18 protein-coding genes are annotated in these 18,818 nt (G+C 57.3%); 15 read left to right on the top strand and 3 right to left on the bottom strand.

Features of this window, described 5'->3' with window-relative positions; genetic code table 11:
* Positions 1 to 17 precede the first annotated feature (17 nt).
* On the top strand, positions 18 to 1,652 hold the full coding sequence (lsrK, locus tag GM298_RS08155) for an autoinducer-2 kinase (RefSeq protein WP_266153912.1): 1,635 nt from the start codon (positions 18 to 20) through the stop codon (positions 1,650 to 1,652).
* Positions 1,653 to 1,821: 169 nt separating this feature from the next.
* Positions 1,822 to 3,843, top strand: a complete 2,022-nt coding sequence (locus tag GM298_RS08150) for an NADPH-dependent 2,4-dienoyl-CoA reductase (protein WP_266153911.1) — start codon at positions 1,822 to 1,824, stop codon at positions 3,841 to 3,843.
* An 82-nt stretch (positions 3,844 to 3,925) separates the two neighbouring features.
* Here GM298_RS08150 and rlmG read toward each other — a convergent pair whose 3' ends face one another.
* The gene (gene rlmG / locus GM298_RS08145; RefSeq protein ID WP_088244388.1) at positions 3,926 to 5,062 is read right to left on the bottom strand and encodes a 23S rRNA (guanine(1835)-N(2))-methyltransferase RlmG; all 1,137 of its coding nucleotides are present in this window, start codon (positions 5,060 to 5,062) and stop codon (positions 3,926 to 3,928) included.
* A gap of 85 nt (positions 5,063 to 5,147) precedes the next feature.
* Between rlmG and GM298_RS08140 the strand changes: the two genes are divergently transcribed.
* The 4 genes from GM298_RS08140 (at position 5,148) to sstT (ending at position 9,434) form a co-directional block, all read left to right on the top strand.
* Positions 5,148 to 5,651, top strand: coding sequence for a YgjP-like metallopeptidase domain-containing protein (locus GM298_RS08140; protein ID WP_025759578.1), 504 nt, complete (start codon positions 5,148 to 5,150; stop codon positions 5,649 to 5,651).
* A 70-nt stretch (positions 5,652 to 5,721) separates the two neighbouring features.
* Complete coding sequence (locus GM298_RS08135) at positions 5,722 to 6,720, top strand: Gfo/Idh/MocA family protein (protein ID WP_025759577.1); 999 nt, start codon at positions 5,722 to 5,724, stop codon at positions 6,718 to 6,720.
* A gap of 251 nt (positions 6,721 to 6,971) precedes the next feature.
* Positions 6,972 to 7,937 (top strand): TerC family protein, encoded by a 966-nt coding sequence (locus tag GM298_RS08130; protein WP_025759576.1) that lies wholly within the window; start codon positions 6,972 to 6,974, stop codon positions 7,935 to 7,937.
* A 255-nt stretch (positions 7,938 to 8,192) separates the two neighbouring features.
* Entirely contained in the window at positions 8,193 to 9,434 is a 1,242-nt protein-coding gene (gene sstT / locus GM298_RS08125) for a serine/threonine transporter SstT (RefSeq protein WP_266153910.1), read from the top strand.
* A gap of 92 nt (positions 9,435 to 9,526) precedes the next feature.
* Here the strand turns inward: sstT and GM298_RS08120 are convergent, their stop codons facing one another.
* Together GM298_RS08120 and uxaC are read right to left on the bottom strand one after the other, a co-directional pair.
* Positions 9,527 to 11,014 carry a UxaA family hydrolase gene (locus GM298_RS08120; RefSeq protein WP_266153909.1) on the bottom strand — a complete coding sequence of 496 codons (1,488 nt, stop codon included), beginning with the start codon at positions 11,012 to 11,014 and terminating at the stop codon, positions 9,527 to 9,529.
* A 17-nt stretch (positions 11,015 to 11,031) separates the two neighbouring features.
* Positions 11,032 to 12,444: a glucuronate isomerase gene (gene uxaC / locus GM298_RS08115; RefSeq protein WP_266153908.1), complete on the bottom strand. Its 1,413-nt coding sequence runs from the start codon at positions 12,442 to 12,444 to the stop codon at positions 11,032 to 11,034.
* 476 nt (positions 12,445 to 12,920) lie between these two features.
* On the opposite strand from uxaC, the gene GM298_RS08110 reads away from it, so the two are divergent.
* The 9 genes from GM298_RS08110 (at position 12,921) to GM298_RS08070 (ending at position 18,758) form a co-directional block, all read left to right on the top strand.
* The gene (locus GM298_RS08110) at positions 12,921 to 14,219 is read left to right on the top strand and encodes an MFS transporter (RefSeq protein WP_025759860.1); all 1,299 of its coding nucleotides are present in this window, start codon (positions 12,921 to 12,923) and stop codon (positions 14,217 to 14,219) included.
* 184 nt (positions 14,220 to 14,403) lie between these two features.
* Positions 14,404 to 15,180 (top strand): transcriptional regulator ExuR, encoded by a 777-nt coding sequence (exuR, locus tag GM298_RS08105; RefSeq protein WP_025759862.1) that lies wholly within the window; start codon positions 14,404 to 14,406, stop codon positions 15,178 to 15,180.
* 344 nt (positions 15,181 to 15,524) lie between these two features.
* Complete coding sequence (yqjA, locus tag GM298_RS08100) at positions 15,525 to 16,187, top strand: DedA family general envelope maintenance protein YqjA (RefSeq protein WP_266153907.1); 663 nt, start codon at positions 15,525 to 15,527, stop codon at positions 16,185 to 16,187.
* 2 nt (positions 16,188 to 16,189) lie between these two features.
* Complete coding sequence (mzrA, locus tag GM298_RS08095) at positions 16,190 to 16,573, top strand: EnvZ/OmpR regulon moderator MzrA (RefSeq protein ID WP_025759865.1); 384 nt, start codon at positions 16,190 to 16,192, stop codon at positions 16,571 to 16,573.
* A 143-nt stretch (positions 16,574 to 16,716) separates the two neighbouring features.
* Positions 16,717 to 17,085: a DUF1090 domain-containing protein gene (locus tag GM298_RS08090; RefSeq protein ID WP_025759866.1), complete on the top strand. Its 369-nt coding sequence runs from the start codon at positions 16,717 to 16,719 to the stop codon at positions 17,083 to 17,085.
* Positions 17,086 to 17,114: 29 nt separating this feature from the next.
* The gene (locus tag GM298_RS08085; protein ID WP_008503141.1) at positions 17,115 to 17,420 is read left to right on the top strand and encodes a DUF883 family protein; all 306 of its coding nucleotides are present in this window, start codon (positions 17,115 to 17,117) and stop codon (positions 17,418 to 17,420) included.
* A 1-nt stretch (position 17,421) separates the two neighbouring features.
* The gene (locus GM298_RS08080; protein WP_025759867.1) at positions 17,422 to 17,820 is read left to right on the top strand and encodes a phage holin family protein; all 399 of its coding nucleotides are present in this window, start codon (positions 17,422 to 17,424) and stop codon (positions 17,818 to 17,820) included.
* A complete protein-coding gene (locus GM298_RS08075) occupies positions 17,817 to 18,113 on the top strand; it encodes a YqjK-like family protein (protein ID WP_008503139.1) in 297 nt (98 codons plus the stop codon). The genes GM298_RS08080 and GM298_RS08075 overlap by 4 nt, the downstream gene beginning before the upstream one ends.
* Positions 18,114 to 18,365: 252 nt before the next feature.
* Positions 18,366 to 18,758, top strand: a complete 393-nt coding sequence (locus tag GM298_RS08070) for a DoxX family protein (protein WP_023309292.1) — start codon at positions 18,366 to 18,368, stop codon at positions 18,756 to 18,758.
* Positions 18,759 to 18,818: the final 60 nt, after the last annotated feature.

Here is an 18,818-nt window from a genome sequence, read left to right as displayed (position 1 = left end):
AACAACGAGGCAAGCTCATGAGTTACCTTTTAGCGTTAGATGCAGGGACAGGCAGCGTTCGCGCCGTTATTTTCGATTTACAGGGCAACCAGATTGCCGTTGGTCAGGCCGAGTGGAAGCACCTGAGCGTGGAAAATGTGCCGGGCTCGATGGAGTTTGACCTCGACACCAACTGGCGGCTGACCTGCCGGTGTATTCATCAGGCGCTGGCGCAAGCGGGCCTGAGCGCGGGGGATATTCAGTCCGTCGCCTGCTGCTCAATGCGCGAAGGGATTGTGCTGTATGACCGCAACGGCGAGGCCATCTGGGCCTGCGCCAACGTTGACGCCCGCGCCAGCTGCGAGGTGGCGGAGCTCAAAGAGATCCACGACGATCGTTTTGAATCCGAAGTGTACGACGTTTCCGGCCAGACCCTGGCCCTGAGCGCGATGCCGCGCCTGCTGTGGCTGGCGCACCATCGTCCGGACATCTACCGCAAGGCCGCAACCATCACCATGATCAGCGACTGGCTGGCGGCGAAACTCTCCGGCGAGCTGGCCGTTGACCCCTCCAACGCGGGCACCACCGGCATGCTGGATCTCTTCTCCCGCGACTGGCGTCCGGCGCTGCTGGACATGGCCGGGCTGCGGGCCGATATCCTCTCGCCGGTGAAAGAGACCGGCACCGTGCTGGGGGCCATCACCCATGACGCCGCGCAGCAGAGCGGACTGCGCGAAGGGACCCCGGTGGTGATGGGCGGCGGTGACGTGCAGCTGGGCTGTCTGGGGCTGGGCGTGGTACGCGCCGGGCAGACGGCGGTGCTGGGCGGCACCTTCTGGCAGCAGGTGGTCAACCTGCCGCAGGTACGCACCGATCCTGAAATGAACATCCGCGTGAACCCGCACGTCATCCCCGGCATGGCGCAGGCGGAGTCGATCAGCTTCTTTACCGGGCTGACCATGCGCTGGTTCCGCGACGCCTTTTGTGCCGAGGAAAAACTGATTGCCGAACGGATGGGGATGGACACCTATTCCCTGCTGGAAGAGATGGCCAGCCGCGTGCCGGCAGGTTCCCACGGGGTGATGCCGATCTTCTCCGACGCGATGCATTTTAAGCAGTGGTACCACGCTGCACCGTCGTTTATTAACCTCTCCATCGACCCGGAAAAGTGCAACAAAGCGACGCTATTCCGCGCGCTGGAAGAGAACGCGGCGATTGTCTCGGCCTGTAACCTGGCGCAGATATCCCGCTTTTCCGGCGTGACGTTTGAGAGCCTCGTCTTCGCGGGCGGCGGGTCAAAAGGTGCCCTGTGGAGCCAGATTTTAAGCGACGTTACCGGCCTGCCGGTGCGCGTGCCGGAAGTGAAAGAAGCCACGGCGCTGGGCTGCGCGATCGCGGCCGGAACAGGCGCGGGACTGTTTGCGGATATGGCCTCGACGGGCGAGCGGCTGGTGAAATGGAGCCGCGAGTTCACGCCGAACCCACAGCATCGCGAGCTCTACGACGGCATGATGCAGAAATGGCAGGCGGTATACGCCGACCAGCTTGGGCTGGTGGACAGCGGGCTGACGACGTCGATGTGGCAGGCGCCGGGGCTGGTGCGGGCATCCCCCTCACCCCGTCCCTCTCCCCAAAGGGGCGAGGGAGAAAACCAGATCGAGCCAATACATTAAGACCGCACCGGCCAGCCCCCTCTCCCCTTTGGGGAGAGGGTTAGGGTGAGGGGCGAAGTTCTTTGAGATCTATCACAATCATTCGATCCCGCTTTTACCTTTCTGCTGACGCTGGCTAAATTAGTAACTCATCCGACCACATAACAATAATTTTACACTGGAAGAGACTATGAGCCGCTACCCGTCGTTATTCGCCCCCCTGGATCTGGGGTTCACCACCCTCAAAAACCGCGTGCTGATGGGCTCGATGCACACCGGGCTGGAGGAGCATCCGGACGGGGCCGAGCGTCTGGCGGCCTTCTATGCCGAGCGCGCGCGCCACGGGGTGGCGCTGATTGTCACCGGCGGCGTGGCTCCTGCCCCTTCCGGCGTCGGCATGGAGGGCGGCGCGGTGTTAAACGATGCGTCACAGCTGCCGCACCACCGCATGGTGACCGACGCGGTACACCGTGAGGGCGGCAAAATCGCCCTGCAAATCCTCCACACCGGGCGCTACAGCTACCAGCCGAATCTGGTGGCCCCCTCCGCCATTCAGGCGCCGATTAACCGTTTCACGCCCCATGCCCTCAGCCACGACGAGATCCTGGCGCTGATTGACGACTTCGCACGCTGCGCCGCGCTGGCCCGTGAAGCGGGTTATGACGGCGTCGAGGTCATGGGCTCCGAAGGCTATCTGATTAACGAGTTCCTCGCCGCGCGCACCAACCAGCGTGACGACGAATGGGGCGGCGACTATGCCCGCCGCATGCGCTTTGCCGTGGAGGTGGTACGCGCGGTGCGCGAACGTGCGGGGGCTGATTTTATTATTATTTTCCGCCTGTCGATGCTCGACCTGGTGGAGGGCGGCGGCACCTTCGACGAAACCGTGCAGCTGGCGCAGGCGATTGAAGCCGCCGGTGCCACCCTTATTAACACCGGTATTGGCTGGCACGAGGCGCGTATCCCGACCATCGCCACCCCGGTACCGCGTGCGGCGTTCAGTTGGGTGACGCGCAAGCTGAAAGGGAAAGTCTCTGTTCCGCTGGTCACCACCAACCGTATTAACGACCCGCAGGTGGCGGACGATGTGATATCACGCGGGGATGCCGATATGGTCTCCATGGCGCGGCCGTTCCTGGCCGATGCCGAACTGCTGTCCAAAGCGCAAAGCGGCCGTGCGGATGAGATCAACACCTGCATCGGCTGTAACCAGGCCTGTCTTGATCAGATCTTCGTCGGCAAGGTCACCTCCTGTCTCGTCAACCCGCGCGCCTGCCATGAAACCAAAATGCCGGTCATTCCGGCGGTCAACAAAAAACGCCTGGCGGTTGTGGGTGCAGGCCCTGCGGGCCTGGCGTTTGCGGTTAATGCCGCCTCGCGCGGGCACAGCGTGACACTGTTTGATGCCGCCGGTGAAATTGGCGGGCAGTTTAATATCGCCAAACAGATCCCCGGCAAAGAGGAGTTCTATGAAACCCTGCGCTACTACCGTCGGATGATCGACCTGACGGGCGTGGATCTGCGGCTCAATCAGTGGGTAAAAGCGGCCGATCTGCTGGCGTTCGACGAGGTGATCCTGGCGAGCGGGATCGCCCCACGCACGCCTGCGATCGCGGGTATCGATCATCCGAAGGTCCTGAGCTATCTCGACGTGCTGCGTGACAAAGCACCGGTTGGGGAGAAAGTGGCGATTATCGGCTGCGGTGGGATCGGCTTTGATACCGCCATGTACTTAAGCCAGCCGGGCGAGGCCACCAGCCAGAATATTGCCGAATTTTGCGTGGAATGGGGGATCGACACCAGCCTGAACCAGTCCGGCGGCCTGCGTCCGGAAGGGCCACAGTTGCCGAAAAGCCCACGAAAGATCGTGATGCTGCAGCGCAAAGCGAGTAAGCCGGGCGAAGGGCTGGGGAAAACCACCGGCTGGATCCACCGCGCCACCCTGCTCTCGCGTGGGGTGAAGATGATCCCGGCGGTGAGTTACCAGAAGATCGACGATGAGGGCCTGCACGTCACGATCGGCGGTGAGCCGCAGCTGCTGCGCGTGGATCATGTCATTTTGTGCGCCGGCCAGGAGCCGAAGCGCGATCTGGCGGATCCGCTGCGTGACGCCGGGAAAACGGTGCACTTAATCGGCGGGTGTGATGTGGCGATGGAGCTGGATGCGCGGCGGGCGATTGCGCAGGGGACGACATTGGCTTTAGCGATTTGATTTCTTGCCCGGTGGCGCTGCGCTTACCGGGCCTACAAAACCGTAGGCCTGTGCAAGCGCAGCGCCGCCAGGCAAAACAATCTTAACGACGACGCCCCAGCTTCACTGATTTCAGCACCACAAACTTGTTGTTGGTCGCGATGGTGACGCAGTTACCGAAAATCTTCTTCAGCTTGTGGAAGTAGTCCAGATGGCGGTTGGCAACGATGTACAGCTCGCCGTTGATCTTCAGACAGCGGCGCGCGTGGTGGAACATCTCCCAGGCGACGTTATCCGTCAGGGCATGCTTCTGGTGGAACGGCGGGTTACAGAACACCGCGTTGAAGCGGAACGGCTCTACGCCGGACAGCGCGTTGTTGATCATAAACTCGCAGCGGTCCAGCGCCTCTGGCAGGTTGGTTTCCACGTTCAGACGGCTGGAGGCCACCGCCATTGGCGATTCGTCGCTGAACACCACGCTGGCCTCCGGATTCTTCGCCAGCAGCGTCAGGCCAATCACACCGTTACCGCAGCCCAGATCGACAATCTCCCCTTCCAGATTTTCCGGCAGATGCTCAATAAAGAAACGCGCCCCGATATCCAGACCGGTGCGGGAGAAGACGTTCGCGTGGTTGTGGATGGTCCAGTCGGTCCCTTCCATCTTCCAGCTCAGCGTGTCCGGCGCGTCGGCCAGATCGGGCGCGCTGAACGTACAGTTGATCAGCCGCGCTTTTTTCCATGCCAGCGTCGTGGTGGTTGTCCCAAGGACTTTCTCAAACAGCTCCAGCGTCGAAGTGTGAATATCGCGCGCTTTGGCACCCGCGATGATGCGGGTTTCTGGCGTCACGACCTTACGCAGCGCACGCAGCTGTTGCTCCAGCAGCGCCATGGTTTTTGGCACTTTAATGAGTACCACGCCAGGCGCCTGCGGGTAGTCCGCGGTGCTGTCGAGGAACTTCACGCTGGACTCTTCGATGTCGTTATGGCGCAGGTTTTCACGCGTCGCCAGCTCGCTTAAGTAAGAATCGCCGATGCTGTACGGCGCGTGTTCCGCCAGCGCACAGCCCAGTGCGCCAAAGGCATCATTCAGGATCAAAACCGGGCCGCGGATTTCAGTCTCATCCAACTGCTGCAGCAGATACTCATCCGCCGCTTCCCACGCCTGAAGCGGGTTAACGTCGTCCGTCTCCGGGAAACGTTTAAGGTTGAGTGAACGGAAACCGTTGTCTAAGTGGCTCATCGGCCCTCCTGAATGGTAAAATTTCGGCGTTATCCCTGAAAAGGGTGCGTGAGTATACCCGTTTTCAACTTATTTTGGGGTTTTGATGAACCAGCTGACTTATCTCCAGGGCTACCCGGAGCATCTGCTTTCCCAGGTCCGCACGTTAATTGCCGAGCAGAAACTGGGTGCCGTGCTGGAAAAACGCTACCCCGGCACGCACGATGTCGCGACCGATAAAGCCCTCTGGCAGTATACGCAGGATCTGAAAAACCGGTATCTGAAGAGCGCGCCGCCGATCAATAAGGTGATGTACGACAACAAGATCCATGTGCTGAAAAACGCGCTCGGCCTGCACACCGCCATCTCCCGCGTGCAGGGCGGCAAGCTGAAAGCGAAAGCCGAGATCCGCGTCGCGACGGTTTTCCGCAACGCGCCGGAAGCCTTCCTGCGAATGATCGTGGTGCACGAACTGGCGCACCTGAAAGAGAAAGAACACGACAAAGCGTTTTACTCCCTGTGCTGCCACATGGAGCCGCAGTACCACCAGCTGGAGTTTGATACCCGTCTGTGGCTGACGCATTTATCGTTAAAAGGTAATGCGCAGTAGCGCACGCGAATTGTCATGATGACGTGCTACAGTGGCTAAAGTTTCCCCGCTACGGAGTACGTAAACGTTTATGATACGTTTCGCAGTCATTGGTACGAACTGGATCACGCGCCAGTTCGTCGACGCCGCCCACGAAACCGGCAAACTTAAACTTACCGCAGTCTATTCCCGCAGCCTTGAGCAGGCGCAGAGCTTTGCCAACGACTACCTCGTTGAGCATCTCTTCACCTCGCTTGATGACATGGCGCAAAGCGACGCCATTGACGCGGTGTATATCGCCAGCCCGAACTCTCTGCACTTCCCGCAAACGAAGCTGTTCCTCAGCCATAAAAAGCATGTGATTTGCGAGAAGCCGCTGGCGTCGAACATCGATGAAGTGGAAGCCGCCATCGCGCTGGCCCGCGAAAACCAGGTGGTGCTGTTCGAAGCGTTCAAAACCGCCAGCCTGCCAAACTTCCTGCTGCTGCAGCAGTCGCTGCCGAAAATTGGCAAGATGCGTAAAGCCTTTATCAACTACTGCCAGTATTCGTCGCGCTACCAGCGCTACCTGGACGGCGAGAACCCGAACACCTTTAACCCGGCCTTCTCGAACGGCTCGATTATGGATATCGGTTTTTACTGCCTGGCCTCCGCCGTGGCGCTGTGGGGCGAGCCGCACAGCGTAAGGGCTCAGGCCAGCCTGCTGGAGAGCGGCGTGGATGCACACGGGTTAGTGGTGCTGGATTACGGTGATTTCAGCGTCACGCTGCAGCACTCCAAAGTCAGCGATTCCGTCCTGCCGAGCGAAATTCAGGGCGAAGCCGGGTCGCTGGTTATCGAGAAGATCTCAGAGTGCCAGAAGGTCAGCTTTGTGCCGCGCGGCGGTAAATCGCAGGAGCTGACGCAGCCTCAGCATATAAACACTATGCTCTATGAGGCAGAGGTCTTCGCCCGCCTGGTGGAAGACAACGAAGTGAATCACCCGGGGCTCGCGGTGAGCCGCAGCACGTCGAAACTGCAAACGGAGATCCGCCGTCAGACCGGCGTGGTGTTCCCGGCAGACGGCGTGAGCGCGAACGCTATCGCGTAAAGCTGTGTAATGAAACGGCGCAGACCATTGACGAAACCAATGGTCTGACATATTTTGTTACCTGCAAAGGGGAGTAACTTCTTCGCCGGTGGATCGTCATTACGATGCGTGCAAAATCGCATCCGGTCGCCGGGCAACCCTCGTGGTTGTAAGTGAGACCTTGCCGGAAGGCGAGGTCTATGCATAAAAAGCTAACGGCTATCGTCTTCTGACCATAGCCGTTTTTGTTTTTTATGTGTAAGGAAAATAGTATGCATTCTGTCGGCACTCCAATGTTGTGGGGCGGATTCGCGGTTATCGTGCTCATCATGCTGGCGATCGACCTCTTTTTGCAGGGGCGTCGCGGCGAGCACGGTATGACCATGAAACAGGCCGCCGTCTGGTCGCTGGTGTGGGTTACCCTCTCTCTGCTCTTCTGCGCCGCCTTCTGGTGGTATCTGGCCTCCACCGAGGGCCGGGCAGTGGCCGATCCTCAGGCGCTCGCCTTCCTCACCGGTTATCTGATTGAAAAAGCGCTGGCAGTCGATAACGTCTTCGTCTGGCTGATGCTGTTCAGCTACTTTGCCGTACCTGCTGCCCTGCAGCGCCGCGTGCTGGTGTACGGCGTGCTGGGCGCGATTGTTCTGCGTACCATTATGATCTTCGCCGGTAGCTGGCTGATTACCCAGTTCGAATGGCTGCTGTACGTCTTCGGCGCGTTCCTGCTGTTTACCGGGGTCAAAATGGCGCTGGCGAAAGAGGACGGCTCCGCGATTGGCGATCGTCCGCTGGTGAAGTGGATCCGTGGACATCTGCGCATGACCGACAGGATCGAGAACGAGCACTTCTTCGTGCGCAAGAACGGCCTGCTGTTTGCCACCCCGCTGCTGCTGGTGCTGATTCTGGTTGAGCTGAGCGACGTGATTTTCGCCGTGGACAGTATCCCGGCTATTTTCGCGGTGACCACCGACCCGTTCATCGTGCTGACCTCAAACCTGTTTGCGATCCTCGGTCTGCGCGCCATGTACTTCCTGCTGGCAGGCGCGGCGGAGCGCTTCTCAATGCTGAAGTACGGCCTGTCGGTGATCCTGGTGTTTATCGGTATCAAGATGCTGATCGTCGATTTCTACCATATCCCAATCGCCATCTCGCTCGGCGTGGTGTTTGGCATTCTGATCGTGACGCTGATTATCAATACCTGGGTTAACCGCCAGCACGATAAGAAGCAGCAGGCTTAGTGCGTTTTGCCCGGTGGCGCTGCGCTTACCGGGCCTACAACGTCACCCCGTAGGCCGGGCAAGCGCAGCGCCACCCGGCACTTTCGTTAATCAATAGTTAAAAAACATGACACAACACGTAAAATCCAGCATTTTACGCTTCCCTCCTTTCGCGCATTCCCTATACTCGACCTGGCAAACATTTTCTTACATCCGGACATAAATGTGACTTAGAGCACATCCAGGATGGAACGCAATTTCACTCAGGAATAACGTATGAGCACACAATCTAGCGGTCTGTTCGCGCGCCTGGCGCAGGGCAGCCTCGTAAAACAAATTCTGGTCGGGCTGGTGCTGGGTATTCTGCTGGCGATGGTCTCAAAACCTGCCGCGGAAGCTACGGGGCTACTTGGGACACTGTTCGTTGGCGCCCTGAAAGCCGTCGCGCCGGTACTGGTTCTGATGCTGGTGATGGCATCTATCGCCAACCATCAACACGGACAAAAAACCAACATTCGCCCTATTCTGTTCCTGTATGTTCTGGGAACCTTCTCGGCGGCATTAACCGCCGTTGTATTTAGCTTCCTGTTCCCGTCCACGCTGCATCTGACCAGCGCCGCCGGTGAGATCACACCACCCTCAGGAATTGTGGAAGTGCTTCGCGGTCTGCTGATGAGCATGGTTTCTAACCCTGTCACGGCGCTGATGAGCGGCAACTACATAGGTATTCTGGTCTGGGCGATTGGTCTGGGCTTCGCGCTGCGTCACGGTAATGAGACCACCAAAAACCTGGTAAACGATCTGTCGAACGCCGTGACCTTTATGGTCAAACTGGTGATTCGCTTTGCGCCAGTCGGGATTTTCGGTCTGGTCTCCTCCACGCTGACGACCACCGGTTTTGACGCGCTGTGGGGCTATGCCCAGCTGCTGGTTGTGCTGATCGGCTGCATGCTGCTGGTGGCGCTGGTGATCAACCCGCTGCTGGTGTTCTGGCAGATCCGCCGCAACCCGTATCCGCTGGTGCTGACCTGCCTGCGTGAGAGCGGCGTCTATGCCTTCTTCACCCGCAGCTCTGCGGCAAATATTCCGGTGAACATGGCGCTGGCGGAGAAGCTGAACCTGGACCGCGATACCTATTCCGTGTCGATCCCGCTGGGCGCAACCGTGAATATGGCGGGTGCGGCGATTACGATCACTGTACTGACTCTGGCGGCGGTGCATACGCTGGGTATTCCGGTAGATCTGCCAACCGCATTGCTGCTGAGCGTCGTGGCGTCGCTGTGCGCCTGTGGCGCATCCGGCGTGGCGGGCGGTTCGCTGCTGCTGATCCCGCTGGCGTGCAATATGTTCGGTATCCCGAACGAGATCGCCATGCAGGTCGTAGCCGTCGGCTTTATCATCGGCGTGCTGCAGGACTCCTGCGAAACCGCGCTGAACTCCTCTACCGACGTGCTGTTTACCGCGGCGGCCTGTCAGGCGGAAGACGCCCGTTTAGCGAAGAACGCCCTGCGAGGTTAACAGCAAAACGGCAACCCTGAGGTTGCCGTTTTTAGTGTTTGTACCCTCTCCCCGTGGGAGAGGGTCAGGGTGAGGGCATCAGGCCGCACCGATTACAGCGTCACACCACTCTTAAAGATCGCCAGCTCGCGGAAATCGTTCTTCTCGTTACAGGTCTGCTTGCCGTTAGCAAATTCCACAATGCTGTCCACAAACTCCGCCAGTAGCTCAGGCATCGCTTTACCGTGAATCAGCTGTCCGGCATCAAAGTCGATCCAGTGTTTTTTCTTCGCCGCCAGCTCGCTGTTGGTGGCGATTTTCACCGTCGGTACAAAACCGCCGTACGGCGTGCCGCGGCCAGTGCTGAACAGCACCATATGGCAGCCTGCGCCGGCCAGTGCGCTGGTGGCGACCGCATCGTTTCCGGGGGCGCTCAGCAGGTTGAGACCATGCGTTTTCAGGCGCTCGCCGTAGCGCAGCACATCGACGACCTGGCTCGCGCCCGCTTTCTGGGTGCAGCCGAGGGATTTCTCTTCAAGCGTGGTGATCCCGCCCGCTTTATTACCCGGCGACGGGTTCTCATAAATCGGCTGGTTATGGGCGATGAAGTACTGTTTGAAGTCATTCACCATGGTGACGGTCTTCTCAAACGTCGCTTCGTCACGGCAGTGGCTCATCAGAATACGCTCTGCACCGAACATCTCCGGCACTTCGGTCAGCACCGTCGTGCCGCCGTTGGCGATCACGTAGTCCGAGAAACGGCCCAGCATCGGGTTGGCGGTGATACCGGACAGGCCATCGGACCCGCCGCATTCCAGACCAAATTTCAGCTCGCTCAGTTTGCCCGGCTCGCGCTTGTCATGTCGCATCACCTCATAAAGCTGATGAAGCTGCTCAACGCCTGCTTCCACCTCGTCATCCTGATGCTGACACACCATAAAATGCACGCGCTCAGGGTCAAACTCACCCAGCGTCTCGCGGAAGGCGTCCACCTGGTTGTTCTCGCAGCCGAGGCCGATCACCAGCACCGCACCCGCATTCGGATGACGCACCATGTTTTGCAGCATGGTACGGGTATTGATATGGTCGTCACCCAGCTGGGAGCAGCCGTAGGTATGGCTGAAGAGATGCACCCCGTCAGTGCCTTCGGCATTATTGGTTTCTTTCAGAAAGCGCGTCTGGATCTGACGCGCAATCCCATTGACGCAGCCGACGGTCGGGAGGATCCACAGCTCGTTGCGGATCCCCACCTCGCCATTGGCGCGACGGTAGACCTGCACCTCGCGATCCGCCGCCTGAACGCTTTCTGCGGGTAGATCAGGTTGATAGCTGTACTCGTCCAGATCGCTAAGATTGGTGCGGGTATTGTGGGAATGAAGATGTTCACCCGGCTCAATATCCGCTAACGCATGCCCAATCGGCAGACCGTACTTCACGACGTTGTCCCCTTTGGCGAGAGGCTTCACGGCAAACTTATGTCCGCGAGCAATCGCCTGACGCAGGGTGACGCTCTGGTTATCAACGGTCACCACGTCGCCTTCAGCGAGATCCGTCAGCGCGACGGCCACGTTATCCAGCGAATGGATTTTGATGTATTGCATATCAACCTCAAACGGCCTTAGTTCAGTTCAATGGCGAAGTAGTCGCGCGCATTGTTAAAGCAGATGTTTTTCACCATTTCGCCCAGCAGCTGGATATCCGCCGGCGCTTCGCCTGCGTGTACCCAGCGGCCAATCATCTGGCACAGGATGCGGCGGAAGTATTCATGGCGGGTATAGGACAGGAAGCTGCGGCTGTCGGTCAGCATGCCGACAAAGCGGCTTAACAGGCCAAGCTGCGCCAGCTGCGTCATTTGACGCTCCATACCGTCTTTCTGGTCGTTGAACCACCACCCGGAACCGAACTGCATCTTGCCCGGCATCCCTTCACCCTGGAAGTTGCCGACCATGGTGCCCAGCACTTCGTTATCGCGCGGGTTCAGGCAGTAGAGAATGGTTTTTGGCAGCAGATTTTGTTCGTTCTGCTTGCTCAGCAGCTTAGACAGCGCTTCAGCCAGCGGACGGTCGTTGATGGAGTCGAAGCCCACATCCGCGCCCAGCAGCGTAAACTGGCGCTGGTTGTTATTACGCAGCGCGCCGATATGGTACTGCTGTACCCAGCCGCGACGGGCATATTCTGCGCCGAGGAACACCAGTACCGCCGTTTTGAACTGCGCCACTTCATGCTCGCTCAGGGACTCACCGGAAAGACGACGCGCCAGAATGCTGTCCAGCTCGGCTTCGTTTGATTCCGCGAACAGCACCACATCCAGCGCATGGTCAGACACTTTACAGCCGTGCGCCGCGAAGTGATTCAGCCGTTTGGTCAGCGCGGTTTGCAGGTCTGCGAAACGACGGATGTCGGTATCAGAAACCTCGGCCAGCTTTGCCATGTAATCCTTAAATGTGGCCTGTTCGATATTAAAAGCTTTATCCGGGCGCCAGCTTGGCAACACTTTGATGTCAAACGCGCTGTCTTTGGCGATGGCCGCATGGTGTTCGAGAGCGTCAATCGGATCGTCGGTGGTGCCCACCATTTTTACGTTCATCTGCTTCATGATGCCGCGCGCGGAGAAGTTATCCTGCGCCAGCAGCGCATTACACCGATCCCAGATCTCATCCGCGGTCGCTGGAGAGAGCAGTGTTCCGGAGATACCAAACGGACGGCGGAGCTCAAGGTGCGTCCAGTGGAATAACGGGTTGCCGATGGTGTGCGGAACGGTCGCCGCCCAGGCGTCAAACTTCTCGCGGTCAGTGGCGTCGCCGGTACACAGGCGTTCAGCCACGCCGTTGGTGCGCATGGCGCGCCATTTGTAATGGTCACCTTTCAGCCAGATGTCATACAGGTTTTTGAAACGGTAATTTTCGGCAACCTGCTGCGGCGGTAAATGGCAGTGGTAGTCGAAAATTGGCTGGTCTTTGGCGTAGTCGTGGTACAGGCGGCGGGCAAATTCGGTATCTAACAGAAAATCTTCAGTCATAAACGGCGTCATTATCGTCTTCCTCATTACGGGAGCGTCAGAAAGCGTATGTTCATATGCTGCAAAGTTATCACACCAATTTCCACCCACCGAACCTTTTTTCGTGAGTGAGATCAATAAACGCCAACAAATTCATTCCCCTCACTGGAACAAACCCTGCTGCAGGCCGCGCCATTACTGGCTTTGCCCGCAGCGACGAATGTCCCCACAAATAATCATACATTTGTGATGTCACTCACCTTTTAAAGTTGTATGACAAGTTATCTTTTCGCCGTCGCAAACACTTAGCCGACGGAATGCATTACCGGTGTGAGAGACATCGGGTTTAACGGTACGGATACCGACTTATGCACGCTTACTTATGGCAAGGTTCGGGCCGTTCCGGGAGCTGTTCCCGGCTACGCCCCTCCCGTTACACAACGGCTCCCGGCAACGGTTGAGCGGTTGCCGTGCTCTGGCGCGGACATAACATAACGATGAGGTTTTAGATGCGTAAAATTAAAGGGTTACGTTGGTATATGATCGCGCTGGTGACGTTAGGCACCGTGCTGGGCTACCTGACGCGTAACACCGTGGCAGCAGCAGCGCCAACGTTAATGGAAGAGCTGCATATCTCCACGCAGCAATACTCCTACATCATTGCCGCTTATTCCGCGGCGTATACCATCATGCAGCCGGTGGCAGGCTATGTGCTGGATATTCTCGGGACCAAAATCGGTTATGCCTTCTTCGCCATCGCCTGGGCGGTGTTCTGCGGGGCAACGGCGCTGGCAGGCAGCTGGGGCGGTCTGGCGCTGGCACGCGGCGCGGTGGGTGCCGCGGAAGCCGCGATGATCCCTGCCGGGCTGAAAGCCAGCTCGGAGTGGTTCCCGGCAAAAGAGCGTTCGATTGCGGTCGGTTATTTCAATGTGGGCTCGTCCATCGGGGCGATGATTGCGCCGCCGCTGGTGGTGTGGGCTATCGTAATGCACAGCTGGCAGATGGCGTTTATCATCTCTGGCGTGCTGAGCTTTGCCTGGGCAATAGCGTGGCTGCTGTTCTATAAGCACCCGCGTGACCAGAAAAAACTGTCTGACGAAGAGCGTGACTACATCATTGGTGGTCAGGAAGCGCAGCATCAGACCAACAACGGCAAGAAAATGACCGTCTGGCAGATCCTGGGCACCCGTCAGTTCTGGGGTATCGCCCTGCCGCGTTTCCTCGCGGAACCCGCCTGGGGTACCTTTAACGCCTGGATCCCACTGTTCATGTTTAAAGTCTACGGCTTTAACCTGAAAGAGATCGCCATGTTCGCCTGGATGCCAATGCTGTTCGCAGACCTGGGCTGTATCGTTGGCGGCTACCTGCCACCGCTGTTCCAGCGCTGGTTTGGCGTGAATCTGATTGTCTCCCGTAAAATGGTCGTGACCATGGGCGCGTTGTTGATGATTGGCCCGGGGATGATCGGCTTGTTCACCAGCCCATATGTGGCTATCGCCCTGCTGTGCATCGGCGGTTTTGCGCACCAGTCCCTGTCCGGCGCGCTGATCACCCTCTCCTCTGACGTCTTTGGTCGTAACGAAGTGGCCACCGCCAACGGTCTGACCGGGATGGCCGCCTGGACCGCAAGTACGATGTTTGCGCTGGTGGTTGGCGCGCTGGCGGATACCATCGGCTTCAGCCCGCTGTTTGCGGTACTGGCGGTCTTCGACCTGATGGGCGCGGTGGTGATCTGGACGGTGCTGAAAAGCAAATCGGCAGAAGAGCTGGCGAAAGAGTCTCTCGGAAAACCGGCGACGCAGAGTTAGCAACCATTTTTCCGCCGGGTGGCGCTACGCTTACCCGGCCTACAAAACCCGTAGGCCCGTGCAAGCGAAGCGCCGCCGGGCATTTAAAGGCCGCTCAGTAGCGGCTTTTTTAATGGCAAAATCTGGAGAGTGGCACGCAAAAGTGGTATAACAAATCATCTGCCGTACCCTGCCTGGAGCGCATATGGAAATCACCGAACCACGTCGTTTATATCAACAACTTGCTGCCGAGCTGAAAAATCGCATCGAGCAAGGGGTCTATCTTGTCGGTGACAAACTTCCCGCCGAGCGTTTTATCGCGGATGAAAAAAGCGTCAGCCGCACGGTGGTGCGCGAAGCGATTATCATGCTGGAAGTGGAAGGCTACGTTGAGGTACGCAAAGGCTCCGGCATTCACGTGATTTCCAATCTGCCGAAACACTCCCCCGTCGCGGACGAAAGTCTGGAATTCGCCAGCTATGGTCCGTTTGAGCTGCTCCAGGCTCGCCAGCTGATCGAAAGCAATATTGCCGAATTTGCGGCGACGCAGGTGACCAAGCAGGACATCATGAAATTGATGGAAATCCAGGAGAATGCCCGCAAGGAAAAATGTTTCCGCGATTCAGAGTGGGATCTGCAGTTCCACGTTCAGGTGGCTCTGGCCACGCAAAATACGGCGCTGGCGGCAATCGTTGAGAAAATGTGGACTCAGCGCGTTCACAACCCGTACTGGAAAAAACTGCACGACCATATCGATTCCCGTACCGTCGACAACTGGTGTGACGATCACGATCAAATCCTTAAGGCGCTGATCCGTAAAGACCCTCATGCCGCTAAACTGGCGATGTGGCAGCACCTGGAAAACACCAAGCAGATGCTGTTCAATGAAACCAGCGACGACTTCGAATTTAACGCTGACCGCTATCTTTTTGCCGATAATCCTGTTGTTCATCTTGATACGGCCTCCAGTGGCGCAAAATAGATGACATTTCTGCTGGCAGGCGCTTCGCTGCGCCTTCCGGCTTAAGTGGGTAAGCAAAACATATATAGTGTCAGCCTTTGTAAATCCCCTCGCTCACTTCCTGGCCTTACGCCAAAATCAACTCGCCCCTGCAAATTCTGTGACGCAGAACGTTGGGCTTTGTTACAATTGGATTCACTTCGTTATTTTGTAAGTTAGTGCTTGCTAACCAGCCAATTAACAGGGAACAGTGTTGGCCACACCGCAATGTGTCCGCGAGCGACCATAATGAAATCACAACAATGTCGCCGTGCTGTTTGTCCCGGATAACAGGCGTGACGTTAACCGATTTCCAGGAACACTGAATGGAACTTTTGACCCAACTACTGCATGCCCTCTGGGCGCAGGATTTTGAAACGCTGGCCAACCCTTCCATGATTGGCATGCTCTATTTTGTCTTGTTTATGATCCTGTTCCTCGAGAACGGTTTGCTGCCTGCTGCGTTCCTGCCCGGTGACAGTTTACTGGTGCTTGTCGGCGTGCTGTGTGCCAAAGGGGCGATGGCATTTCCGCAAACCATTCTGTTACTGACCGTCGCCGCGAGTCTCGGCTGCTGGGTGAGCTACATCCAGGGCAGATGGCTGGGCAATACCCGGATCGTTCAGAACTGGCTCTCGCATCTGCCTGCGCACTATCATCAGCGGGCGCACCACCTATTCCATAAACACGGGCTTTCAGCGCTGTTGATAGGCCGTTTTATCGCCTTTGTACGCACCCTGTTGCCGACCATTGCTGGCCTTTCCGGGCTGAGCAGCACACGCTTCCAGTTCTTTAACTGGATGAGCGGCCTGCTGTGGGTGCTTATTCTGACCACACTGGGCTATGCGCTGGGTAAAACCCCGGTCTTCATGAAATATGAGGACCAGCTGATGTCCTGCCTGATGCTGCTGCCCGTTGTTCTGCTGGTCTTCGGCCTGATTGGCTCGCTGGTCGTCCTGTGGAAAAAGAAATACGGAGCCAAAGGCTAACGATGGTTATCTCGCCGCTCGCCCTGCGCCGCTTTGCCTGTGCCGCGATTGCCCTGGTGGTCATCAGCGCCCTGCTGCTGGCCTGGAGTGCGCTTTCGCATCAGGAATCGACGCTGGCCATTCGCCCGATAAACCAGGGAGCGAGCGTGCCTGACGGCTTTTCTGTCTGGCATCATCTTGATGCGAACGGGATCCGCTTTAAGAGCATCACCCCGCAGGACGACGTTTTACTGATTAAGTTTGATTCCCGTGCGCAAAGTGCCGCCGCGAAAGTGGTTCTCGACCGTACGCTGCCGCACGGGTATATCATCGCTCAGCAGGAAGATGACAGCCAGCCTGCTGCCTGGCTGTCCTTGATTCGCGATACGTCACATCGGTTCGGATAATTACCAGGATTCCGAATCTTTTCACCCACTTTGGTGAATCCCCCGTTTACTTACTATGCTTAAGTACGCGGAGCACCCCTCGAATGTACTCCGCATTAGTCTGGAACGCGGCTTACGCCGTAACACAATGGAAGGTTTCGATAATGAAATTCCGCATGACCCTGGCTCTGGCCCTTTTTTCTTTGAGCACAGCATCCTTTGCAAACTCTCTCTGTCAGGAGAAAGAACAGGATATTCAGCGTGAGATCGGCTATGCCGAAAAGCATAACAATCAGCACCGTGTTGATGGTCTTAAAAAAGCGCTGAGCGAAGTGAAAGCGAACTGTACAGACAGCAAGCTTCGTGCCGATCATCAGAAAAAAATCGCTGAACAGAAGGACGAGATAGCCGAACGCCGTCGCGACCTGCAGGAAGCGAAAGAGAAAGGCGATGCGGAAAAAATTGCTAAGCGCGAGAAGAAGCTGAAAGAAGCGCAGGACGACCTGAAAGCGCTGGAAGCTCGCGATTATTGAGTTAACGGAAATCTCAACAGGAGAGAATCATGTCAAAAGATACGACGTCTGAACATCTGCGCGCTGAACTGAAATCCCTGGCCGATACCCTGGAAGAGGTGCTGAACTCCTCTGCTGACAAGTCAAAGGAAGAGGTCAGCAAACTGCGTAGCAAAGCGGAGCAGGCACTCAAAGAGAGCCGCTATCGCCTGGGTGAAACCGGTGATGCACTGGCAAAACAGACCCGCGAAGCGGCTGCCCGTGCCGATGAATACGTGCGTGACAATCCATGGACGGGTGTCGGGATTGGTGCCGCAGTCGGTGTGGTACTGGGTGTCCTTCTGACGCGTCGTTGATATGGAAGATCCTCGTCACGCACAAGGGCCTGCTAATAACGTCCTCGGCATCGGCCAGCGTATATTAACAACGCTGGTTGGCATTGCCGAAACGCGCGTCCGGCTGGCAGTGGTAGAGCTGGAAGAGGAGAAAGCGAACCTCTTCCAGATGCTGCTGATGCTGGGCCTGACCATGCTCTTCGCCGCGTTTGGTCTGATGAGCCTGATGGTGTTAATCATCTGGGCCATTGACCCGCAGTATCGTCTTAACGCGATGATTGCCACCACCGTCGTGCTGCTGGTTGCGGCGCTGATTGGCGGGATCTGGACGCTGCGTAAAGCACGCCAGTCCACTTTCCTGCGCCATACGCGTCAGGAGCTGGCTAACGATCGCGCCCTGCTGGAGGATGACAAGCCGTGAGCGGTAAAGCCGAACGTCAGAAGCGCAAAGCGTATCTGTTAAGCCAGATCCAGCAGCAACGGCTGGATCTGTCTGCCAGCCGTCGCGACTGGATTGATGCGACGCGACGCTTTGATCGTGGCTGGAACACCTTCCTGAGCCTGCGTTCCTGGGCCCTGGTCGGCAGTAGCGTGATGGCTATCTGGACGGTTCGTCATCCGAATATGCTGATCCGCTGGGCGCGGCGTGGCTTTGGCGCCTGGAGCGCCTGGCGTCTGGTGAAAGCCACAATTCGTCAGCAGCAGCTGCGGTGATAAAAGCAAAACGGTAACCCTGGTTACCGTTTTTTGTTTTGCGCCCTCTCCCTGTGGGAGAGGGTTGGGGTAAGGGCACCAGCGCGCACGCTCCCTTACTCAATATCTTTGAAAAAGATTGACAGTTTTCCTTGCTAACAATCGCCAACCGTCACGTTTATGATGCTCTCCATCGACAGCAATACCGCGGTATCTACCCGGAATTGCAGACAAATAAAGTTCAGCCGCTGATGTGGTTTCCTGGAGAGTAAAATGAAAAAATTAGAAGATGTTGGTGTACTGGTAGCACGTATTCTGATGCCAATTCTGTTCATCGTGGCAGGTTGGGGCAAAATCACCGGTTATGCGGGTACCCAGCAGTATATGGAAGCCATGGGCGTTCCAGGGTTCCTGTTGCCATTGACTATTCTTCTTGAGTTCGGCGGCGGCCTGGCGGTACTGTTCGGCTTCCTGACCCGTACCACCGCGCTGTTTACCGCGGGCTTCACCGTGCTGACCGCGTTTATCTTCCACAGCAACTTTGCGGAAGGCGTGAACTCTCTGATGTTCATGAAAAACCTGACCATCGCGGGTGGCTTCCTGCTGCTGGCCGTCACTGGCCCGGGTGCATACAGCATCGATCGCGTTCTGAATAAAAAATGGTAAGCACGCTATACTGAATGAACACAAAGCGAGGAGATCTCTCCTCGCTTTTGCTATCTGACG

This window comes from Enterobacter sp. HSTU-ASh6, assembly GCF_026319105.1.
Taxonomy (GTDB): domain Bacteria; phylum Pseudomonadota; class Gammaproteobacteria; order Enterobacterales; family Enterobacteriaceae; genus Enterobacter; species Enterobacter sichuanensis.
The sequence above is the reverse complement of the archived record's forward strand: the minus strand, read 5'-3'. Positions and strand labels throughout refer to the sequence as shown.